Raw genomic sequence first — 14,193 nt, 5'->3', positions numbered from 1 at the left:
GTTCCATGGATGAGACCAGATCGCCCTTTAATGGCAGCGAAGAATGCTATACACGCACGACTTAAAAGGAGACATTTGGGGTATGAAGAGGGTATGAATAACACTGAGTATCTAAGCGTATTCACTCAGTCTCCTCCTCACACTTCTTACACTCCAGCATCACCCCCAACTTTTCCTTGCGCCCTTGCTCTGTGATTACCCACGGGCGGTTTTGCCACGGTGGATTATGCCGCACATGCTGCCCATGACCGCAGGCCAAATCTGCGACCCAATCATTTTCTTCATCTAAATGAAAATCAATAATCGCTTGTTGCATCGCAAACTCCTAAGTATGTGATGAGGCTAGATAAAGCGTTACGAAAATTGCAGCAAAACCAAAGCCAAACTCCGCTATACTTTTGCTTATTCAATTCTTCAAAAGAGCACCGAAATATGCGCGTACTTGTGGTGATGGATCCCATCGAAAGTGTCAATTTGAAAAAAGATTCCACCATGGCGATGTTATGGGCGGCAAGCCGTCGTGGGCATACCTTGGGCTATGCATTACAGCAAGACTTATATATTGATCAGGGCAAGGCATTTGGTCTGATTGCATCGCTCAAAGTCTTTGAAGATTATAACCATTATTACGAATTGGGCGAAAAACGCAAAGAATCCTTAGCTGATTATGATGTCATTCTCATGCGTAAAGACCCGCCTTTTGACATGAATTTCGTTTATACCACATATATTTTAGAGCAAGCTGAACGCGAAGGCGCATGGATCATCAACAAGCCGCAAAGCCTGCGTGACTGTAATGAAAAGCTGTTTGCGACTCAATTCCCAGAACTACAAGTTCCGACATTGGTCACTTCACAACAAAGCCTGATTCGTGAATTTATTCAGCAACATGGTGATGTGATCGTTAAACCGCTCGATGGCATGGGCGGCATGGGAATTTTCCGTTTGTACCAAGATGGGGTCAATATTGGCTCAACCATTGAAATTCTGACCAACAACGGCACTCAGCCAATCATGGCGCAGCGCTATATTCCAGAAATTGTAGATGGTGATAAACGCATCCTCATGGTTAATGGTGAGCCTGTGCCTTATTGTTTGGCACGAATTCCACAAAATGGCGAAGTGCGTGGCAACTTAGCTGTAGGTGGTTTAGGCGAAGCACGTCCATTGACTGAAAATGACAAAGCCATTGCCGCCAAAGTCGGGCCATTTTTACGTGAAAAAGGCTTGGTTTTTGTCGGATTAGATGTGATTGGCAACTATGTCACTGAAATCAACGTGACCAGTCCAACGTGTATTCGTGAAATTGATGCACAGTTTGGTACATCCATTGCCGATGATTTATTTACCGTACTTGAAGCAGGTCGTCCCAACTAAGTTTGGGCTTTATGCTCACTGTATCAATACAAAAGCCGTTTTCTATTTGAAAGCGGCCTTGTTTTTAGAGACGTGGATACAAAAAACAACTTAAACACTTTGCAAAATAGATCAATCAAAGCAGGTAAAATTGAATAAAACTTAACATTTTCCGTAGATTAATAATAAAACTAGTTTAAACTTGAAAATCTGTAGAAAAAAACAATCAAGCACTTGGTGAAAAAAAGTAAATAACCTTTCAAGCCCATGCGTTTGTGATTACAATTGATAGCTTATACAAGATTTTTATTTGCCTTATTTTGAGTTGAAGAATTAAACCGTGACTGACGCACAGCAACAACAGCCTAAACATGTCATGATGATGGCCGCAGGTACAGGTGGACATGTTTTTCCCGCTTTGGCCGTCGCAAAACAATTACAGCAACAAGGGATTCAAGTGTCATGGTTGGCGACCCCAACGGGCATGGAAAATCGTCTGCTTAAAAATCATAATATCCCAATTTACCAAATTAATATTCAAGGTGTACGTGGCAACGGTTTGATCCGTAAACTGGCTGCACCATTTAAAATTTTAGGCGCAACGCTCAGTGCTGTGCGTTACATGAAGCAATTAAAAGTTGATGCTGTTGCAGGTTTTGGTGGTTATGTGGCAGGGCCGGGTGGCTTGGCAGCACGTGCTTTGGGTATTCCTGTGCTGATTCACGAACAAAATGCAGTTGCGGGTTTTACCAACACTCAATTGTCACGTGTGGCAAAAACCGTGTGTCAGGCTTTCCCAAATACCTTTCCAAACAGTAACAAAATTGTCACCACAGGCAACCCTGTTCGTGAAGAAATCACTGCGACCTTAAGCCCTGCATGGCGCTATCAGGAACGTGAAAAAGCAGGCTTGCCAATTCGTATTTTAATTGTGGGTGGTTCACTAGGTGCACAAGCCTTAAATGAATGTGTACCTGAAGCGTTAAAGCAACTAAATGTCGCTTTAGATGTTTATCATCAATGTGGGCAAAACCATGCCGAAGCGACGCAGGCACGTTATGCACACAAGCCTGACCATTTACAGGTTGAGGTACAGCCTTTTATTGAAGATATGGCCAAAGCCTATAGTGATGCCGATTTAATTATTTGTCGTGCGGGCGCACTCACGGTAACCGAGGTCGCGACTGCAGGTGTTGCAGCAGTATTTGTACCATTGCCTAGTGCGGTGGATGATCACCAAACTGCCAATGCCAAGTTTTTAGCCGATCTTGGTGCAGCAAAAATCTGTCCGCAAGCTAGCATGACACCTGAAAGTTTAACAACATTATTAACCCCGTTAATGAATCGTCAATTGTTGTCTGAAATGGCGGTCAAAGCCCGTCAGCAGGCGCAGCCTGATGCAACTCAACACGTGGTTCGTCTTATTCAAGCATTGTTCGAGTAAAATATGTCTCCATCTACACCCGCTGATCAAGCGAAAAAATTAATCAAAGTGCCTGAAATGCGCCGTATCAAACACATTCATTTTGTGGGTATTGGTGGCGCGGGGATGTGTGGTATTGCCGAAGTCTTGAAAAACCAAGGCTATAAAGTGTCGGGTTCAGACATCAAAGCTTCAAAAACCACAGCGCAATTAGAAGAAAATGGCATCAAGGTTTATATTGGGCATGCGGCAGAGAATATTAAAGGCGCCAATGTGTTGGTGGTGTCTACTGCAATTGACCCAGAAAACCCAGAAATTAAAACAGCAATTGACACCCGTATTCCTGTGGTGCGTCGTGCTGAAATGCTGGGCGAGTTGATGCGTTACCGTCATGGTATTGCAGTCGCGGGTACACATGGTAAAACCACCACTACCAGTTTAATCACCTGTATGTTGGCCGAAGAAAACATGGATCCAACTTACGTGATTGGTGGTTTGCTAAACCGTACTGGGGTCAATGCAGCATTGGGTGCTAGCCGTTATATCGTGGCAGAAGCCGATGAATCTGATGCATCGTTCTTATTCCTAGAGCCAATGGCGGCTGTGGTGACCAATATTGATGCCGACCACATGGACACCTATGGTGGTAGTTTCGATACCTTAAAAGATACCTTTATTCAATTTTTGCACAAACTGCCATTCTACGGTTTGGCTGTGGTGTGTGGTGATGATGCCAATATTCGTGAAATCATGCCGCGTATCGGGCGCCCTGTATTGACCTATGGTTTTAATGAAGACAACGATATTCGTGCCGTTGATGTTGATCAAGACGGTATGCGCACACACTTTACTGTACTGCGTAAAGACCGCGAACCGTTACGCGTGACGGTGAATCAACCGGGGCTGCATAACGTATTGAATGCCTTGGCTGCAATTGGAATTGCCACCGATGAAGGCGTTTCTGATGGTGCAATTTGCCGTGCTTTAGAAGGCTTTAGCGGTGTCGGTCGTCGTTTCCAAGTACAAGGTGAGTTTGAGGTAGCAGACGGCAATGTGAAATTGGTAGATGACTACGGACATCACCCGAAAGAAGTGGAAGCCACCATTAAAGCTGCGCGTCAAAGTCATCCTGATCGCCGTTTGGTGATGTTGTTCCAGCCACACCGTTTTAGTCGCACCCGTGACTGTTTTGATGACTTTGTGGAAGTGTTGTCACAAGTCGATCAATTGTTATTGCTCGATGTTTATCCTGCGGGTGAAAAACCAATTGTTGGCGCAGATAGCCGTACTTTGGCACGCAGTATTCGTTTGCGTGGTCAGGTTGAGCCAATTTTGGTCGATCCAAATGACGGCAACCTACCGAATATTGTGAAACAAGTGTTACAGGCCAATGACTTGTTATTGACCCAAGGTGCAGGTAATGTGGGGGCGATTTCAATCGAGCTTGCACAAAACCATTTATATTTAAAATAATCACAACCTGTGATGTTTGAATTTGATCGACCAGTTTAAAGTTTAAGGATATAAACGTGTCAAATGCTTCAAAGTTCGGCAAAGTTGCCGTGTTATTGGGTGGAAAATCTGCTGAGCGTGAGGTTTCTCTAGACAGCGGTCAAGCAGTACTCGAAGCACTGCTACGTTCTGGGGTCAATGCAGAAGCATTTGATCCACAAACACGTAGCGTGACCGAATTGGTCAATTATGATCGTGCCTTTATTGTGTTACACGGGCGCGGTGGTGAAGATGGTCAAATTCAAGGTGTTTTGGAATGGTTGAATATTCCATACACGGGTACGGGCGTGCAAGGTTCAGCCATTGGCATGGACAAAGTGAAGACCAAGCAAATTTGGCAAGGTTCTGACTTGCCAACTGCGCCATATCGTATTGTTAGCAAAGATTCCAATATTGAAGACGTGGTTGCCGAATTGGGTTTACCACTCATCATCAAGCCTGTACATGAAGGTTCAAGTATTGGCATGAGCAAAGTCGAAAAAGTAGAAGACTTTGCCGATGCTGTAGCGAAAGCAACTGCACATGACGCTATTGTTATGGCTGAAAAATGGATTACAGGACGTGAATTTACCATCGTGCTGTTAAATGGTCAGGCTTTACCGATTATTCGTTTAGAACCACCGAAAGATGTGGCGTTCTATGATTATGAAGCCAAATATCAACGTAATGATGTGCAATACGGTATTCCGTGTGGTTTAAGCACTGCCGAAGAGCAACAGTTACAAGCTTTGGCATTACGTGCCTTCCAAGCCGTGGGTGCAAGTGGCTGGGGTCGTATTGATGCCATGCAAGATGAGAACGGCAATTTCTGGCTATTGGAAGTGAATACCGTGCCGGGAATGACCAGCCACTCTTTAGTTCCGAAAGCGGCAAATGCAGTCGGCTATAGTTTTGATGAGCTGTGTGTGGCAATTTTGGCACAAACCCTTACAGGTGAAGCACACTAAATATGGCTCAACTTCCTGCATCCTTGCGCCGTAAACGGGCAGCGATTACCTCGATTCATGACAAACCGCCAACAGCCAAAGAAAAGCTGATTCATTTTGGTGGTTGGGTAATGCTGTGCGTTGCGGTGCTCGTGTTGGCAGTGGGTGCGTACGGGCTATACAAAGTCATGACCGATGCACAAATTGCCAAGCTAGATGTAGTGGGTACACGTTCAGATGCGGAACACCGCCAAGTGATGACGCATGTGAACCCTGTAATGACCAAGAACTATTTCACCTCTGACCTAGAGCAAATCCGCGATACCGCTTTGGAGTTGTCTTGGGTAGATCGAGTGGTGGTTTCACGTGCGTGGCCGAATGCTATTCGTGTGCGGGTTATGCCGCGTCATCCAATTGCACGTTGGGGGACAGGTCGTTTGCTCAGTGACAGCGGTGAAGTCTTTACCGAGGTCACGCCACAAAATAATCAACATTTACCGTTATTACACGGGCCAACGCATCAATCTAAAATGATGATGCGTCGTTATAATGAAATTAACCAATTATTCTTACCCGTCAACGATCGTTTAAAAGAACTATATTTAACAGAACGTATGACGTGGTTTATGCAGTTTGATTCAGGTCTACGTGTTATTGTAGATAAAGATCAAACCATGAGTAAGCTGCAGCGCTTGGGGCATCTTGCACAAAGTGATTTGAAACCTGTATGGTCTAAAATATCCGCCATCGATTTGCGTTATCGCAATGGTTTAGCCATTCAATGGAAAAACTCAATTCCGCCAAAAATTGCAAATGGTCACTTTGTTGTAACGATTGATGACACAAGCATTGCAGAGGGAATAAGAGCAAAGCCATAATATTGGGCTTTAAAAAAATAGAGGCATTAAGCCATAAATTAAACATACTGGTAATGGTAGTGAATAAATGAGTGAAGCTGTTCCCTCGGTTGTTGCGATTGACATTGGGACGCACAAAGTTTCAGTTTTGATTGCTAAGGTCCATGCGCCAGACAATATCCAAGTCATTGGTATGGCCACCGCACGTAATCGAGGCATGAGTAAGGGAAAAATTGTCAGTCTCGATAAAGTGATTACTGCAATTAAAAATGCCGTGCAAGAAGCGGAAGATATGGCGGAATGCCGTGTGCATTCGGCATGGATTTCTATTCCTAGTGCAGAGCTAAAAAGCTTTTATGCTTCAGGTCGCACACCTATTGAAAGTAGTGATCACACCATTACCACCAGTGAAGTGGTACGCGCCTTGGACTTGGCCAAAGCCAGTCACCTCACCTCAGACCATTATTTGGTGAGTGCAGTACCACTCGGTTTCGATTTAGATGATTCGGGTGAATGGGTACAAAACCCAATTCGTATGTCAGCACATAGCATGACGGGGCATTATCAATTGATGATGTTGCCTATTAGCACCATGCAGAATTTAGACCGTGCTTTAAAAGGTGCCAATATTGGTGTCGAAAAAATGGTGGTGTCAAATTTAGCCACTGCAGAAGCCAGTCTGCTTAAAGATGAAAAAGAATACGGTGTGTGTCTGGTAGATATTGGCGCAGGTACGACCAGTATTGCAGTTTATTTAGATGGACGTTTGGCCTTGGCACACACTTTGCAGCGTGGTGGTGAGCATGTCACCCGCGATATTGCAGCGGTGTTACAAACCACAACTGAAGAAGCTGAACGGATTAAGCTATTGTATGGCTGTGTAGATATGAAAGTGGTCAAACCTGATCACATGATTCAGATTCAGGGCATTGATGGGCCGCAAACCATTAGCCGTATTGAACTGGCGGAAATTATTATTGCGCGTTATGAAGAAATTTTTGCACAAATTCGTCAGGAACTCGAAAAGAGCGGTGCCATTCATGGTTTATATCATGGTGTGGTTTTGGCGGGTGATGCCTCACAAATTGAAGGCATGATCAGCTTGGTACGTCGTATGTTGGGTGTTTCGGCACACTTGGGGAATCATCCTTCACAAGTTTATGCCGATGAACCGCATCAGGCCGCCTTACGCCGTTCACAATATGCAACAGCTTCAGGCTTATTGCTTTATAGTCAAAACTATACTCAAGACACGATTGTAGAACATGAAGACCCTGAAACCTTATCGGTTTGGGGGCGTGTCGGACGGGCATGGTCTGGCTTGAACGAAAAGTTAAAATCTATTTTTTAGTTGAGTTTTTTGGGAATATTGTTAGGAAGTTGTACGGATCATCACTGGTACTTGACAAGCCAGAAGTTGAACAGCATTCTTAAAAATAATTTTTATGAAGATCAAGGCAGTATACGGGCTTAAGTGACTGCCAATAACGTATTAGGAAATCTAAAGGTCATGGCCTCATTTGAATTTATAGATGATCAAACCGATAGCAACGGTCAAGCCCGTTTCACTGTGTTTGGTGTGGGTGGTGCAGGTGGTAACGCTGTGCAGCACATGCTTGAGTCGGATATTCAGGGTGTAAAATTTGTTTGTGCCAATACGGACAAACAAGCATTGGATCGCATGAATTCGCAATTCAAAATCCAGCTAGGTGAGCAAAGCACACGTGGTTTAGGCGCGGGCGGTGATCCTCAAGTGGGTCAAACTGCAGCGGAAGAAAGCCGCGAGCTGATCTGTCAGCAACTTGAAGGCACAGACATGGTGTTTGTGACTGCAGGGATGGGCGGTGGTACAGGTACAGGTGCTGCGCCAGTTGTGGCTGAAATTGCCAAAGAAATGGGCATTTTGACTGTTGGTGTGGTGACTACGCCATTTAACTTTGAGGGTAAGCGTCGCTTACTTTCTGCGGAAAAAGGGATTGCGGCATTAGAACAGCATGTAGACTCTTTAATCATTATTCCAAACCAGCGTTTAATGAAAGTTTACCGCGACATTTCAATGAAAGATGCGTATAAAAAAGCCGATGACGTTTTGTTGAACGGTGTACGCAGTATTTTTGATTTGGTGGTACGTCCAGGTCACATCAACCTAGACTTTGCTGACTTGAAAACTGCGATGAGTACGCGCGGTTATGCGATGATGGGTGTTGGTTCAGGTCGTGGTGAAAACCGTGCGCGTCAAGCGGCTGAACAAGCGATTCGTAGCCCATTGCTCGATAGCGTAACCATTGCCAATGCCAAAGGCTTGTTGATTAACGTAACGGGTGGTGATGATGTGACCTTCGGTGAAATCGAAGAGATCATGGACGTGATTCATCAACTTTCAGATACCGAACAAACCCAAGTATTCTACGGTACGGTATTTGATCCTGAAGCGCGTGACGAAATTAGCGTGACTGTTATTGCTACTGGTTTAGCGCGTAACACAGGCGATACACCAGAGCCTGCAAAACGCACCGTGACACAAACCACTTCTGCAGCACCAACAGCGGCAGTAGAAGAAGATGATGTGCCTGCAATTCAGCGTCAGCAGGCAGAAACTGCGCCTGCAATTAGTGCGACAACAACATCAGGCTCTGCGCGTCCAACGCCAATGAGTATTCAAGACTATTTGAAAAATCAGCAGCGTAAATAAGCCAAGATCCTCAATTTCATTGTGTGATCGGGAAAAGGCAGTTTTAAACTGCCTTTTTTGTTTTTTATCAATGGCTAAATATGCTAACGTATAGCGGTTTTAAAATTTAGATGAATTGAGAACATGCTGAAACAACGTACCCTACAACGTGTCGTCAAGGCGAGCGGTATTGGTCTGCACAGTGGTCAAAAAGTATTGATCAACTTTGTGCCGCATCATGCCGATGGGGGAATTGTGTTTCGTCGTATCGATTTAAATCCGCCTGTCGATATTCCAGCCGATGCCATGCTGATTCAAGAAGCATTTATGTGCTCGAATTTGGTTCAGGATAATGCCAAAGTTGGCACTATTGAGCATGTTATGAGTGCAATTGCAGGGTTGGGCATTGATAACTTGATTATTGAAGTGTCTGCCTCTGAAGTGCCCATTATGGACGGCAGTGCAGGGCCTTTTATTTATTTGTTGATGCAGGGTGGTTTAAAAGAACAGGATGCTGCGAAAAAGTTCATCAAAATTTTAAAACCTGTAGAAGCTTTAATTGACGATAAACGTGCGGTGTTCAGTCCGCATGAAGGTTTTCAGCTCAATTTCACCATCGACTTTGATCATCCTGCCTTTAAAAAAGAATATCAGTCTGCCACCATCGATTTTTCTACAGAAACCTTTGTCTATGAAGTCAGTGGCGCACGTACTTTTGGCTTTATGAAAGATTTGGACTATTTAAAAGCCAATAATTTGGCTTTGGGTGCGAGTTTAGATAATGCCATTGGGGTAGATGATACAGGCGTGGTCAATGAAGAAGGTTTGCGCTTCTCGGACGAGTTTGTACGGCATAAAATTTTAGATGCTGTGGGGGATTTGTACTTGCTTGGACATCAAATTATTGCCAAGTTTGATGGTTATAAATCAGGACATGCCTTAAATAATCAGTTATTACGCAATGTTCAGAGCGATCCAAGCAGTTATGAAATTGTAACATTTGATGACATAAATTCTTGCCCGATCACTTTTGTGCATGTGACATAAGTCATTGTCTTTTCTTACTACGTTATAATGTAACAACAATAATATGTGAATTTCATCACAAATTTGAGCACGAGTTTTTGGTGTTTTCTGCAAACAATTATTTTTTATTGCTTGCCAAACGTAACAAAGCTTGGCTAAGCTTAGGGTCGCTCACAAAGTCAGCAGCACCTCGTAACATATCTTGAGTTTCTGGACTAAGTGTTCTTAAAGGCTTTTCGCTTTTTGGGGGCGTTTGAGATTCAACTCTTAAACGAACTTGAATTTTTTGTATGTCTTTCAGTTCATGCAGTTGTGACAGTTGAGTAATGTATTGCTTTTGCAAATAAGCAAGTTGACTGACCATCGCTTGATTCGTTCCAGTAATGGTTAAGACACCTTGTTGATAACAAACCACCTGCCATTGCTCTGGTTGCGGCAGTAAAGGTTGAATAAGTTTGCCAAGTTTCTGCCATGCAGCAACTTGGGTTGAGAGAAACGTTAGGTTTCCTGTTTTTATGTGTTTTCTTGTTTGTTGAAAGAGATTCACAGGTTCGGACATACATCATTCCTTCATGTTTATGCCCTAATCTTATGCGCTCCTTTCAGTAGATATCAAGGAAGAGATCACAAGGAACTTCAAGTAAGAACAGTTAAGAGGTTTTTTTATGCATTCGCGCCGTATTTTATTAGCGTTTTCACTGGCAGCTTCGGCAGCATCTGTCGCATTTGCTGATTTAGTTGAGTTAGATTCTCAAAATTCATCGACTGATCGTATTGAGCAATTAACCCGCACCTTGTCACAAGGTTCTTATACAGAAACACAAGACATTGATGTTCCTGCACAAACGCAGATGACCGTTAAGCTTCGTGAAAAGACTACAGAATTAAACAATGCGTCTTTAGCAAAAAAATACGGTACCAATACCAGCACCCGTTTTGCTTCTTCAAATCCTTATGCTTGGTTAGTGTCACATCCATTACCAAATGCACGTATTAGCTCGAACTATGGCGGTCGTGTCATGAGTGGTCGTGCTGAAAACCATTCAGGCTTAGACCTTGCTGCACCAAGCGGTACTCCAATTTATGCGACTGGCCCAGGTATTGTGACCAAGTCAGGCTGGGGCACAGGTTATGGTCAATATGTAGAAATTAACCACGGTAATGGTTATATCACGCGCTACGCACACGCTTCACGTTTAATTGCGCGTGTGGGTGACCGTGTAGATGCAGGCGAACATATTGCCAACGTGGGTTGTACAGGTCGTTGTACAGGTCCTCACTTACATTATGAAGTAGTGAAAGATGGTCAACGTAAGAACCCTTCTACCTATTTAGCAATGTTGCCGTAATGTTTTGGCTAGAAATTCATGCTCTAGCCACACTCACTGTAAACTACACGCGAACTACAAATTAAAACATGAAATTAAAGCGGCAAAGGTCGCTTTTCTTTATACTCACGTTTTAGCTTTTAGCGAAATCTAGTGAGACATTTCAGACATCAACTTATCACCTAAAAAAATAATAACACGCAGTATCTGCTTTATTGTATAAAAAACCGCCTAAATTGGCGGTTTTTTGTTATTTGCTGTAAGAATGTGTCAATCACTATTTATTTTCTAAATAGTATGCAGGATATGCATTTAAGATTAGCCATATCTACTAAAGTCTAAATTATGATACATATAAAGCATACGATTAGGCTTAGGAATAGTGAATTATGGCGTTTTACGGTGATACGGACTCACAAGAAACCCAAGAATGGCAAGACGCCTTTGATGCTGTGTTACAACATATGGGTACTGAACGGGCAGCATTTTTACTCGAAAAACTGTACCAACGTGCAATTGCAAAGCATGTACCCATTCAGCGATTAAATACTCCTTACCTCAATACCATTTCAGTGGAAGAACAACCTGCCATGCCGGGCGATCAGGATATGGAGCGTCGTATTCGCGCCCTGATTCGCTGGAATGCGTTGGCAATGGTATTGCGTGCCAATAAAACAGGTGATGATTTAGGTGGTCACCTTGCAAGTTTCGCATCTTCAGCAACATTGTATGATGTTGGTTTTAACCATTTCTTCCGTGCCAATAGTGATCATTTTGGCGGTGATATGATCTACTACCAAGGTCACTGTGCACCCGGTATTTATGCCCGTTCATTTTTAGAAGGGCGTTTAACCGAAGATCAATTGAATAATTTCCGCCGTGAAGTGGGCGGTAACGGTTTACCTAGCTATCCACATCCTTATTTAATGCCTGACTATTGGCAGTTCCCAACGGTGTCGATGGGTCTGGGTCCAATCATGTCAATTTATCAGGCACATATTCAAAAATACTTAATGAACCGCGGTTTAATTAAAGAAGAAGACCGTAAAGTCTGGGTATATCTAGGCGATGGTGAAATGGATGAGCCAGAAAGTTTGGGTGCAATTTCACTGGCAGGTCGTGAAAAGCTAGATAACCTGATTTGGGTGGTGAACTGTAACTTACAGCGTTTAGATGGCCCTGTACGCGGTAACGGTAAAATCATTCAAGAACTTGAGTCGTTATTCCGTGGCGCAGGTTGGCGCGTGATTAAAGTGGTCTGGGGGCGTCATTGGGATGCTTTATTAGACAAAGACGACACAGGTGCATTAAGAGCCATTATGGAAGAAGCGGTGGATGGTGATTATCAGCGCTTGCAAGTGAAAGGTGGTGCATACGCTCGTGAGAAATTCTTTGGTAAATATCCTGAAGCCAAAGAATTGGTCAAAGATTTAAGCGATGAAGATATTGATAACCTGAACCGTGGTGGTCACGATCCGTACAAAGTATTTGCGGCGTATGCTGAAGCATGTAAGGCCAAAGGTCAGCCAACGGTCATTTTAGCCAAAACTGTCAAAGGTTATGGTTTGTCTGATGAACTTGAAGCGGTGAACAAAACCCACCAAATCAAAAAAATGCAGTTGGATTCTTTAAAATATGTACGTGACCGCTTCAACTTGCCATTTAGCGATGAGCAACTTGAAGAAGTGCCGTTCTATCGTCCAAGTGAAAATTCGCCTGAATTGAAATATATGAAAGCGCGTCGCGAAGCGTTGGGTGGTTATTTGCCTGCGCGTCGTAAAGACAGCGAAGCTTTACAAATTCCTGAATTATCAGTTTTCGATTCAGTCTTGGCAGGTTCAGGTGGCAAAGAACAATCGACCACTATGGTGATGGTGCGTTTGATTTCTGCCCTGCTCAAAGAAAAAGCCATTAAAGACCGTGTGGTACCCATTGTACCCGATGAAGCACGTACTTTCGGTTTAGAAGGCATGTTCCGTCAACTGGGTATTTATGCCGCACATGGGCAAAAATACACCCCTGAAGACCAAGAACAATTGATGCATTATCGTGAAGCCAAAGACGGTCACATGCTGCAAGAAGGCATTAACGAAGCAGGTGCAATGAGTGCTTGGGCAGCTTTGGGTACCAGTTATTCGACCAATAACTTACCAATGATCCCAATGTATATGTATTACTCCATGTTTGGTTTCCAACGTATTGGGGATATTGCATGGGCGGCAGGTGATGCACAGGCGCAAGGTTTCTTGTTGGGTGCCACTGCAGGACGTACCACACTCAATGGTGAAGGCTTGCAACACCAAGATGGTCACTCGCATATTTTAGCCAATACTATTCCAAACTGTGTGTCCTATGACCCATGCTTTGGTTATGAGCTTGCCGTGATTGTGCATGATGGTTTGCAACGCATGTATGTCAATCAGGAGCGCGTGTTCTATTACCTCACCGTAATGAATGAAAACTACGAGCATCCTGAAATGCCACAAGGTGTGGAAGAAGGCATTAAGCGCGGCATGTATTTACTGCAGGAAGATGAAAAAGCCACGGTTCAATTGCTAGGTTCAGGTGTGATTTTGCGTGAAGTCATCAAAGCGGCGAAAATCTTGCGTGAAGAGTATCAAATCCACTCGAATGTCTACAGTGTGACCAGTTTTAATGAATTGGCGCGTGATGGTATGGCGTGTGAAGAATACAACCGTTTGCATCCATTGGCTGAAGAAAGCAAAGAGCCATGGGTGTCGCAACAACTGCGAGGTACAGATGGTATTGTAGTTTCTGCAACCGACCATGTACGTGCGTATAGCGAACAGATTCGTGGTTACTTGCCAGACAACCGTCCATTCGTTGCTTTAGGTACAGATGGATATGGCCGCTCAGATACCCGTGGCAACTTGCGTAGCTACTTTGGTGTGGATGCAGCACACATTGTGGTAGCAACCTTGAAAAAGTTAGCAGATGAGGGCGAAGTCGATGCGCGTTTAGTCAAAGATGCGATTTCGACCTTTGAGTTGGATACCGACCGTCCTGTCGCGTGGGCACCGCAAGCGGTTCCTGAAGTACAAGCGGTTGCTGACTACAAAGAGGAGCACTGATC

12 protein-coding genes are annotated in these 14,193 nt (G+C 44.0%); 10 read left to right on the top strand and 2 right to left on the bottom strand.

The window, feature by feature from the left end; genetic code table 11:
• Nucleotides 1–121: 121 nt before the first annotated feature.
• Nucleotides 122–316, bottom strand: a complete 195-nt coding sequence (locus FTU71_RS03620; RefSeq protein ID WP_167846407.1) for a DUF3565 domain-containing protein — start codon at nt 314–316, stop codon at nt 122–124.
• Between the two features lie 116 nt (nt 317–432).
• Here FTU71_RS03620 and gshB point away from each other — a divergent pair, with 116 nt between their 5' ends.
• The 8 genes from gshB to lpxC all read left to right on the top strand — a co-directional run bounded on the left by gshB (nt 433) and on the right by lpxC (nt 9,792).
• A complete protein-coding gene (gene gshB, locus FTU71_RS03615; protein WP_179994156.1) occupies nt 433–1,377 on the top strand; it encodes a glutathione synthase in 945 nt (314 codons plus the stop codon).
• A 319-nt stretch (nt 1,378–1,696) separates the two neighbouring features.
• Nucleotides 1,697–2,800: an undecaprenyldiphospho-muramoylpentapeptide beta-N-acetylglucosaminyltransferase gene (murG, locus tag FTU71_RS03610; protein ID WP_004974229.1), complete on the top strand. Its 1,104-nt coding sequence runs from the start codon at nt 1,697–1,699 to the stop codon at nt 2,798–2,800.
• Nucleotides 2,801–2,803: 3 nt separating this feature from the next.
• A complete protein-coding gene (gene murC, locus FTU71_RS03605; protein WP_167846405.1) occupies nt 2,804–4,252 on the top strand; it encodes a UDP-N-acetylmuramate--L-alanine ligase in 1,449 nt (482 codons plus the stop codon).
• A 56-nt stretch (nt 4,253–4,308) separates the two neighbouring features.
• Nucleotides 4,309–5,238: a D-alanine--D-alanine ligase gene (locus FTU71_RS03600; protein ID WP_004974232.1), complete on the top strand. Its 930-nt coding sequence runs from the start codon at nt 4,309–4,311 to the stop codon at nt 5,236–5,238.
• Between the two features lie 2 nt (nt 5,239–5,240).
• Entirely contained in the window at nt 5,241–6,095 is an 855-nt protein-coding gene (locus FTU71_RS03595; protein WP_004974235.1) for a cell division protein FtsQ/DivIB, read from the top strand.
• A gap of 67 nt (nt 6,096–6,162) precedes the next feature.
• Nucleotides 6,163–7,425 carry a cell division protein FtsA gene (gene ftsA / locus FTU71_RS03590; RefSeq protein ID WP_004974236.1) on the top strand — a complete coding sequence of 421 codons (1,263 nt, stop codon included), beginning with the start codon at nt 6,163–6,165 and terminating at the stop codon, nt 7,423–7,425.
• Nucleotides 7,426–7,584: 159 nt separating this feature from the next.
• A complete protein-coding gene (ftsZ, locus tag FTU71_RS03585; RefSeq protein WP_004974238.1) occupies nt 7,585–8,766 on the top strand; it encodes a cell division protein FtsZ in 1,182 nt (393 codons plus the stop codon).
• 123 nt (nt 8,767–8,889) lie between these two features.
• A complete protein-coding gene (gene lpxC / locus FTU71_RS03580; RefSeq protein ID WP_004974240.1) occupies nt 8,890–9,792 on the top strand; it encodes a UDP-3-O-acyl-N-acetylglucosamine deacetylase in 903 nt (300 codons plus the stop codon).
• Nucleotides 9,793–9,889: 97 nt separating this feature from the next.
• On the opposite strand, the gene FTU71_RS03575 is transcribed toward lpxC, so the two are convergent.
• Nucleotides 9,890–10,330: a DciA family protein gene (locus tag FTU71_RS03575; protein ID WP_004974242.1), complete on the bottom strand. Its 441-nt coding sequence runs from the start codon at nt 10,328–10,330 to the stop codon at nt 9,890–9,892.
• A gap of 106 nt (nt 10,331–10,436) precedes the next feature.
• On the opposite strand from FTU71_RS03575, the gene FTU71_RS03570 reads away from it, so the two are divergent.
• On the top strand, nt 10,437–11,120 hold the full coding sequence (locus FTU71_RS03570) for a M23 family metallopeptidase (RefSeq protein WP_004974246.1): 684 nt from the start codon (nt 10,437–10,439) through the stop codon (nt 11,118–11,120).
• A 368-nt stretch (nt 11,121–11,488) separates the two neighbouring features.
• A complete protein-coding gene (gene aceE, locus FTU71_RS03565) occupies nt 11,489–14,191 on the top strand; it encodes a pyruvate dehydrogenase (acetyl-transferring), homodimeric type (RefSeq protein ID WP_180111452.1) in 2,703 nt (900 codons plus the stop codon).
• The last annotated feature ends 2 nt before the right edge of the window (nt 14,192–14,193 follow it).

The sequence above is a fragment of the Acinetobacter sp. YH12136 genome (assembly GCF_013418545.1).
GTDB lineage: Bacteria > Pseudomonadota > Gammaproteobacteria > Pseudomonadales > Moraxellaceae > Acinetobacter > Acinetobacter towneri.
This window is presented reverse-complemented; position numbering and strand designations above follow the sequence as displayed.

Coding starts and splice junctions, on each gene's coding strand:
- FTU71_RS03620 (WP_167846407.1), bottom strand. CDS start 316: ATGCAACAAGCGATTATTGATTTTCATTTAGATGAAGAAAATGATTGG.
- gshB (WP_179994156.1), top strand. CDS start 433: ATGCGCGTACTTGTGGTGATGGATCCCATCGAAAGTGTCAATTTGAAA.
- murC (WP_167846405.1), top strand. CDS start 2,804: ATGTCTCCATCTACACCCGCTGATCAAGCGAAAAAATTAATCAAAGTG.
- FTU71_RS03595 (WP_004974235.1), top strand. CDS start 5,241: ATGGCTCAACTTCCTGCATCCTTGCGCCGTAAACGGGCAGCGATTACC.
- ftsA (WP_004974236.1), top strand. CDS start 6,163: ATGAGTGAAGCTGTTCCCTCGGTTGTTGCGATTGACATTGGGACGCAC.
- ftsZ (WP_004974238.1), top strand. CDS start 7,585: ATGGCCTCATTTGAATTTATAGATGATCAAACCGATAGCAACGGTCAA.
- lpxC (WP_004974240.1), top strand. CDS start 8,890: ATGCTGAAACAACGTACCCTACAACGTGTCGTCAAGGCGAGCGGTATT.
- FTU71_RS03575 (WP_004974242.1), bottom strand. CDS start 10,330: ATGTCCGAACCTGTGAATCTCTTTCAACAAACAAGAAAACACATAAAA.
- FTU71_RS03570 (WP_004974246.1), top strand. CDS start 10,437: ATGCATTCGCGCCGTATTTTATTAGCGTTTTCACTGGCAGCTTCGGCA.
- aceE (WP_180111452.1), top strand. CDS start 11,489: ATGGCGTTTTACGGTGATACGGACTCACAAGAAACCCAAGAATGGCAA.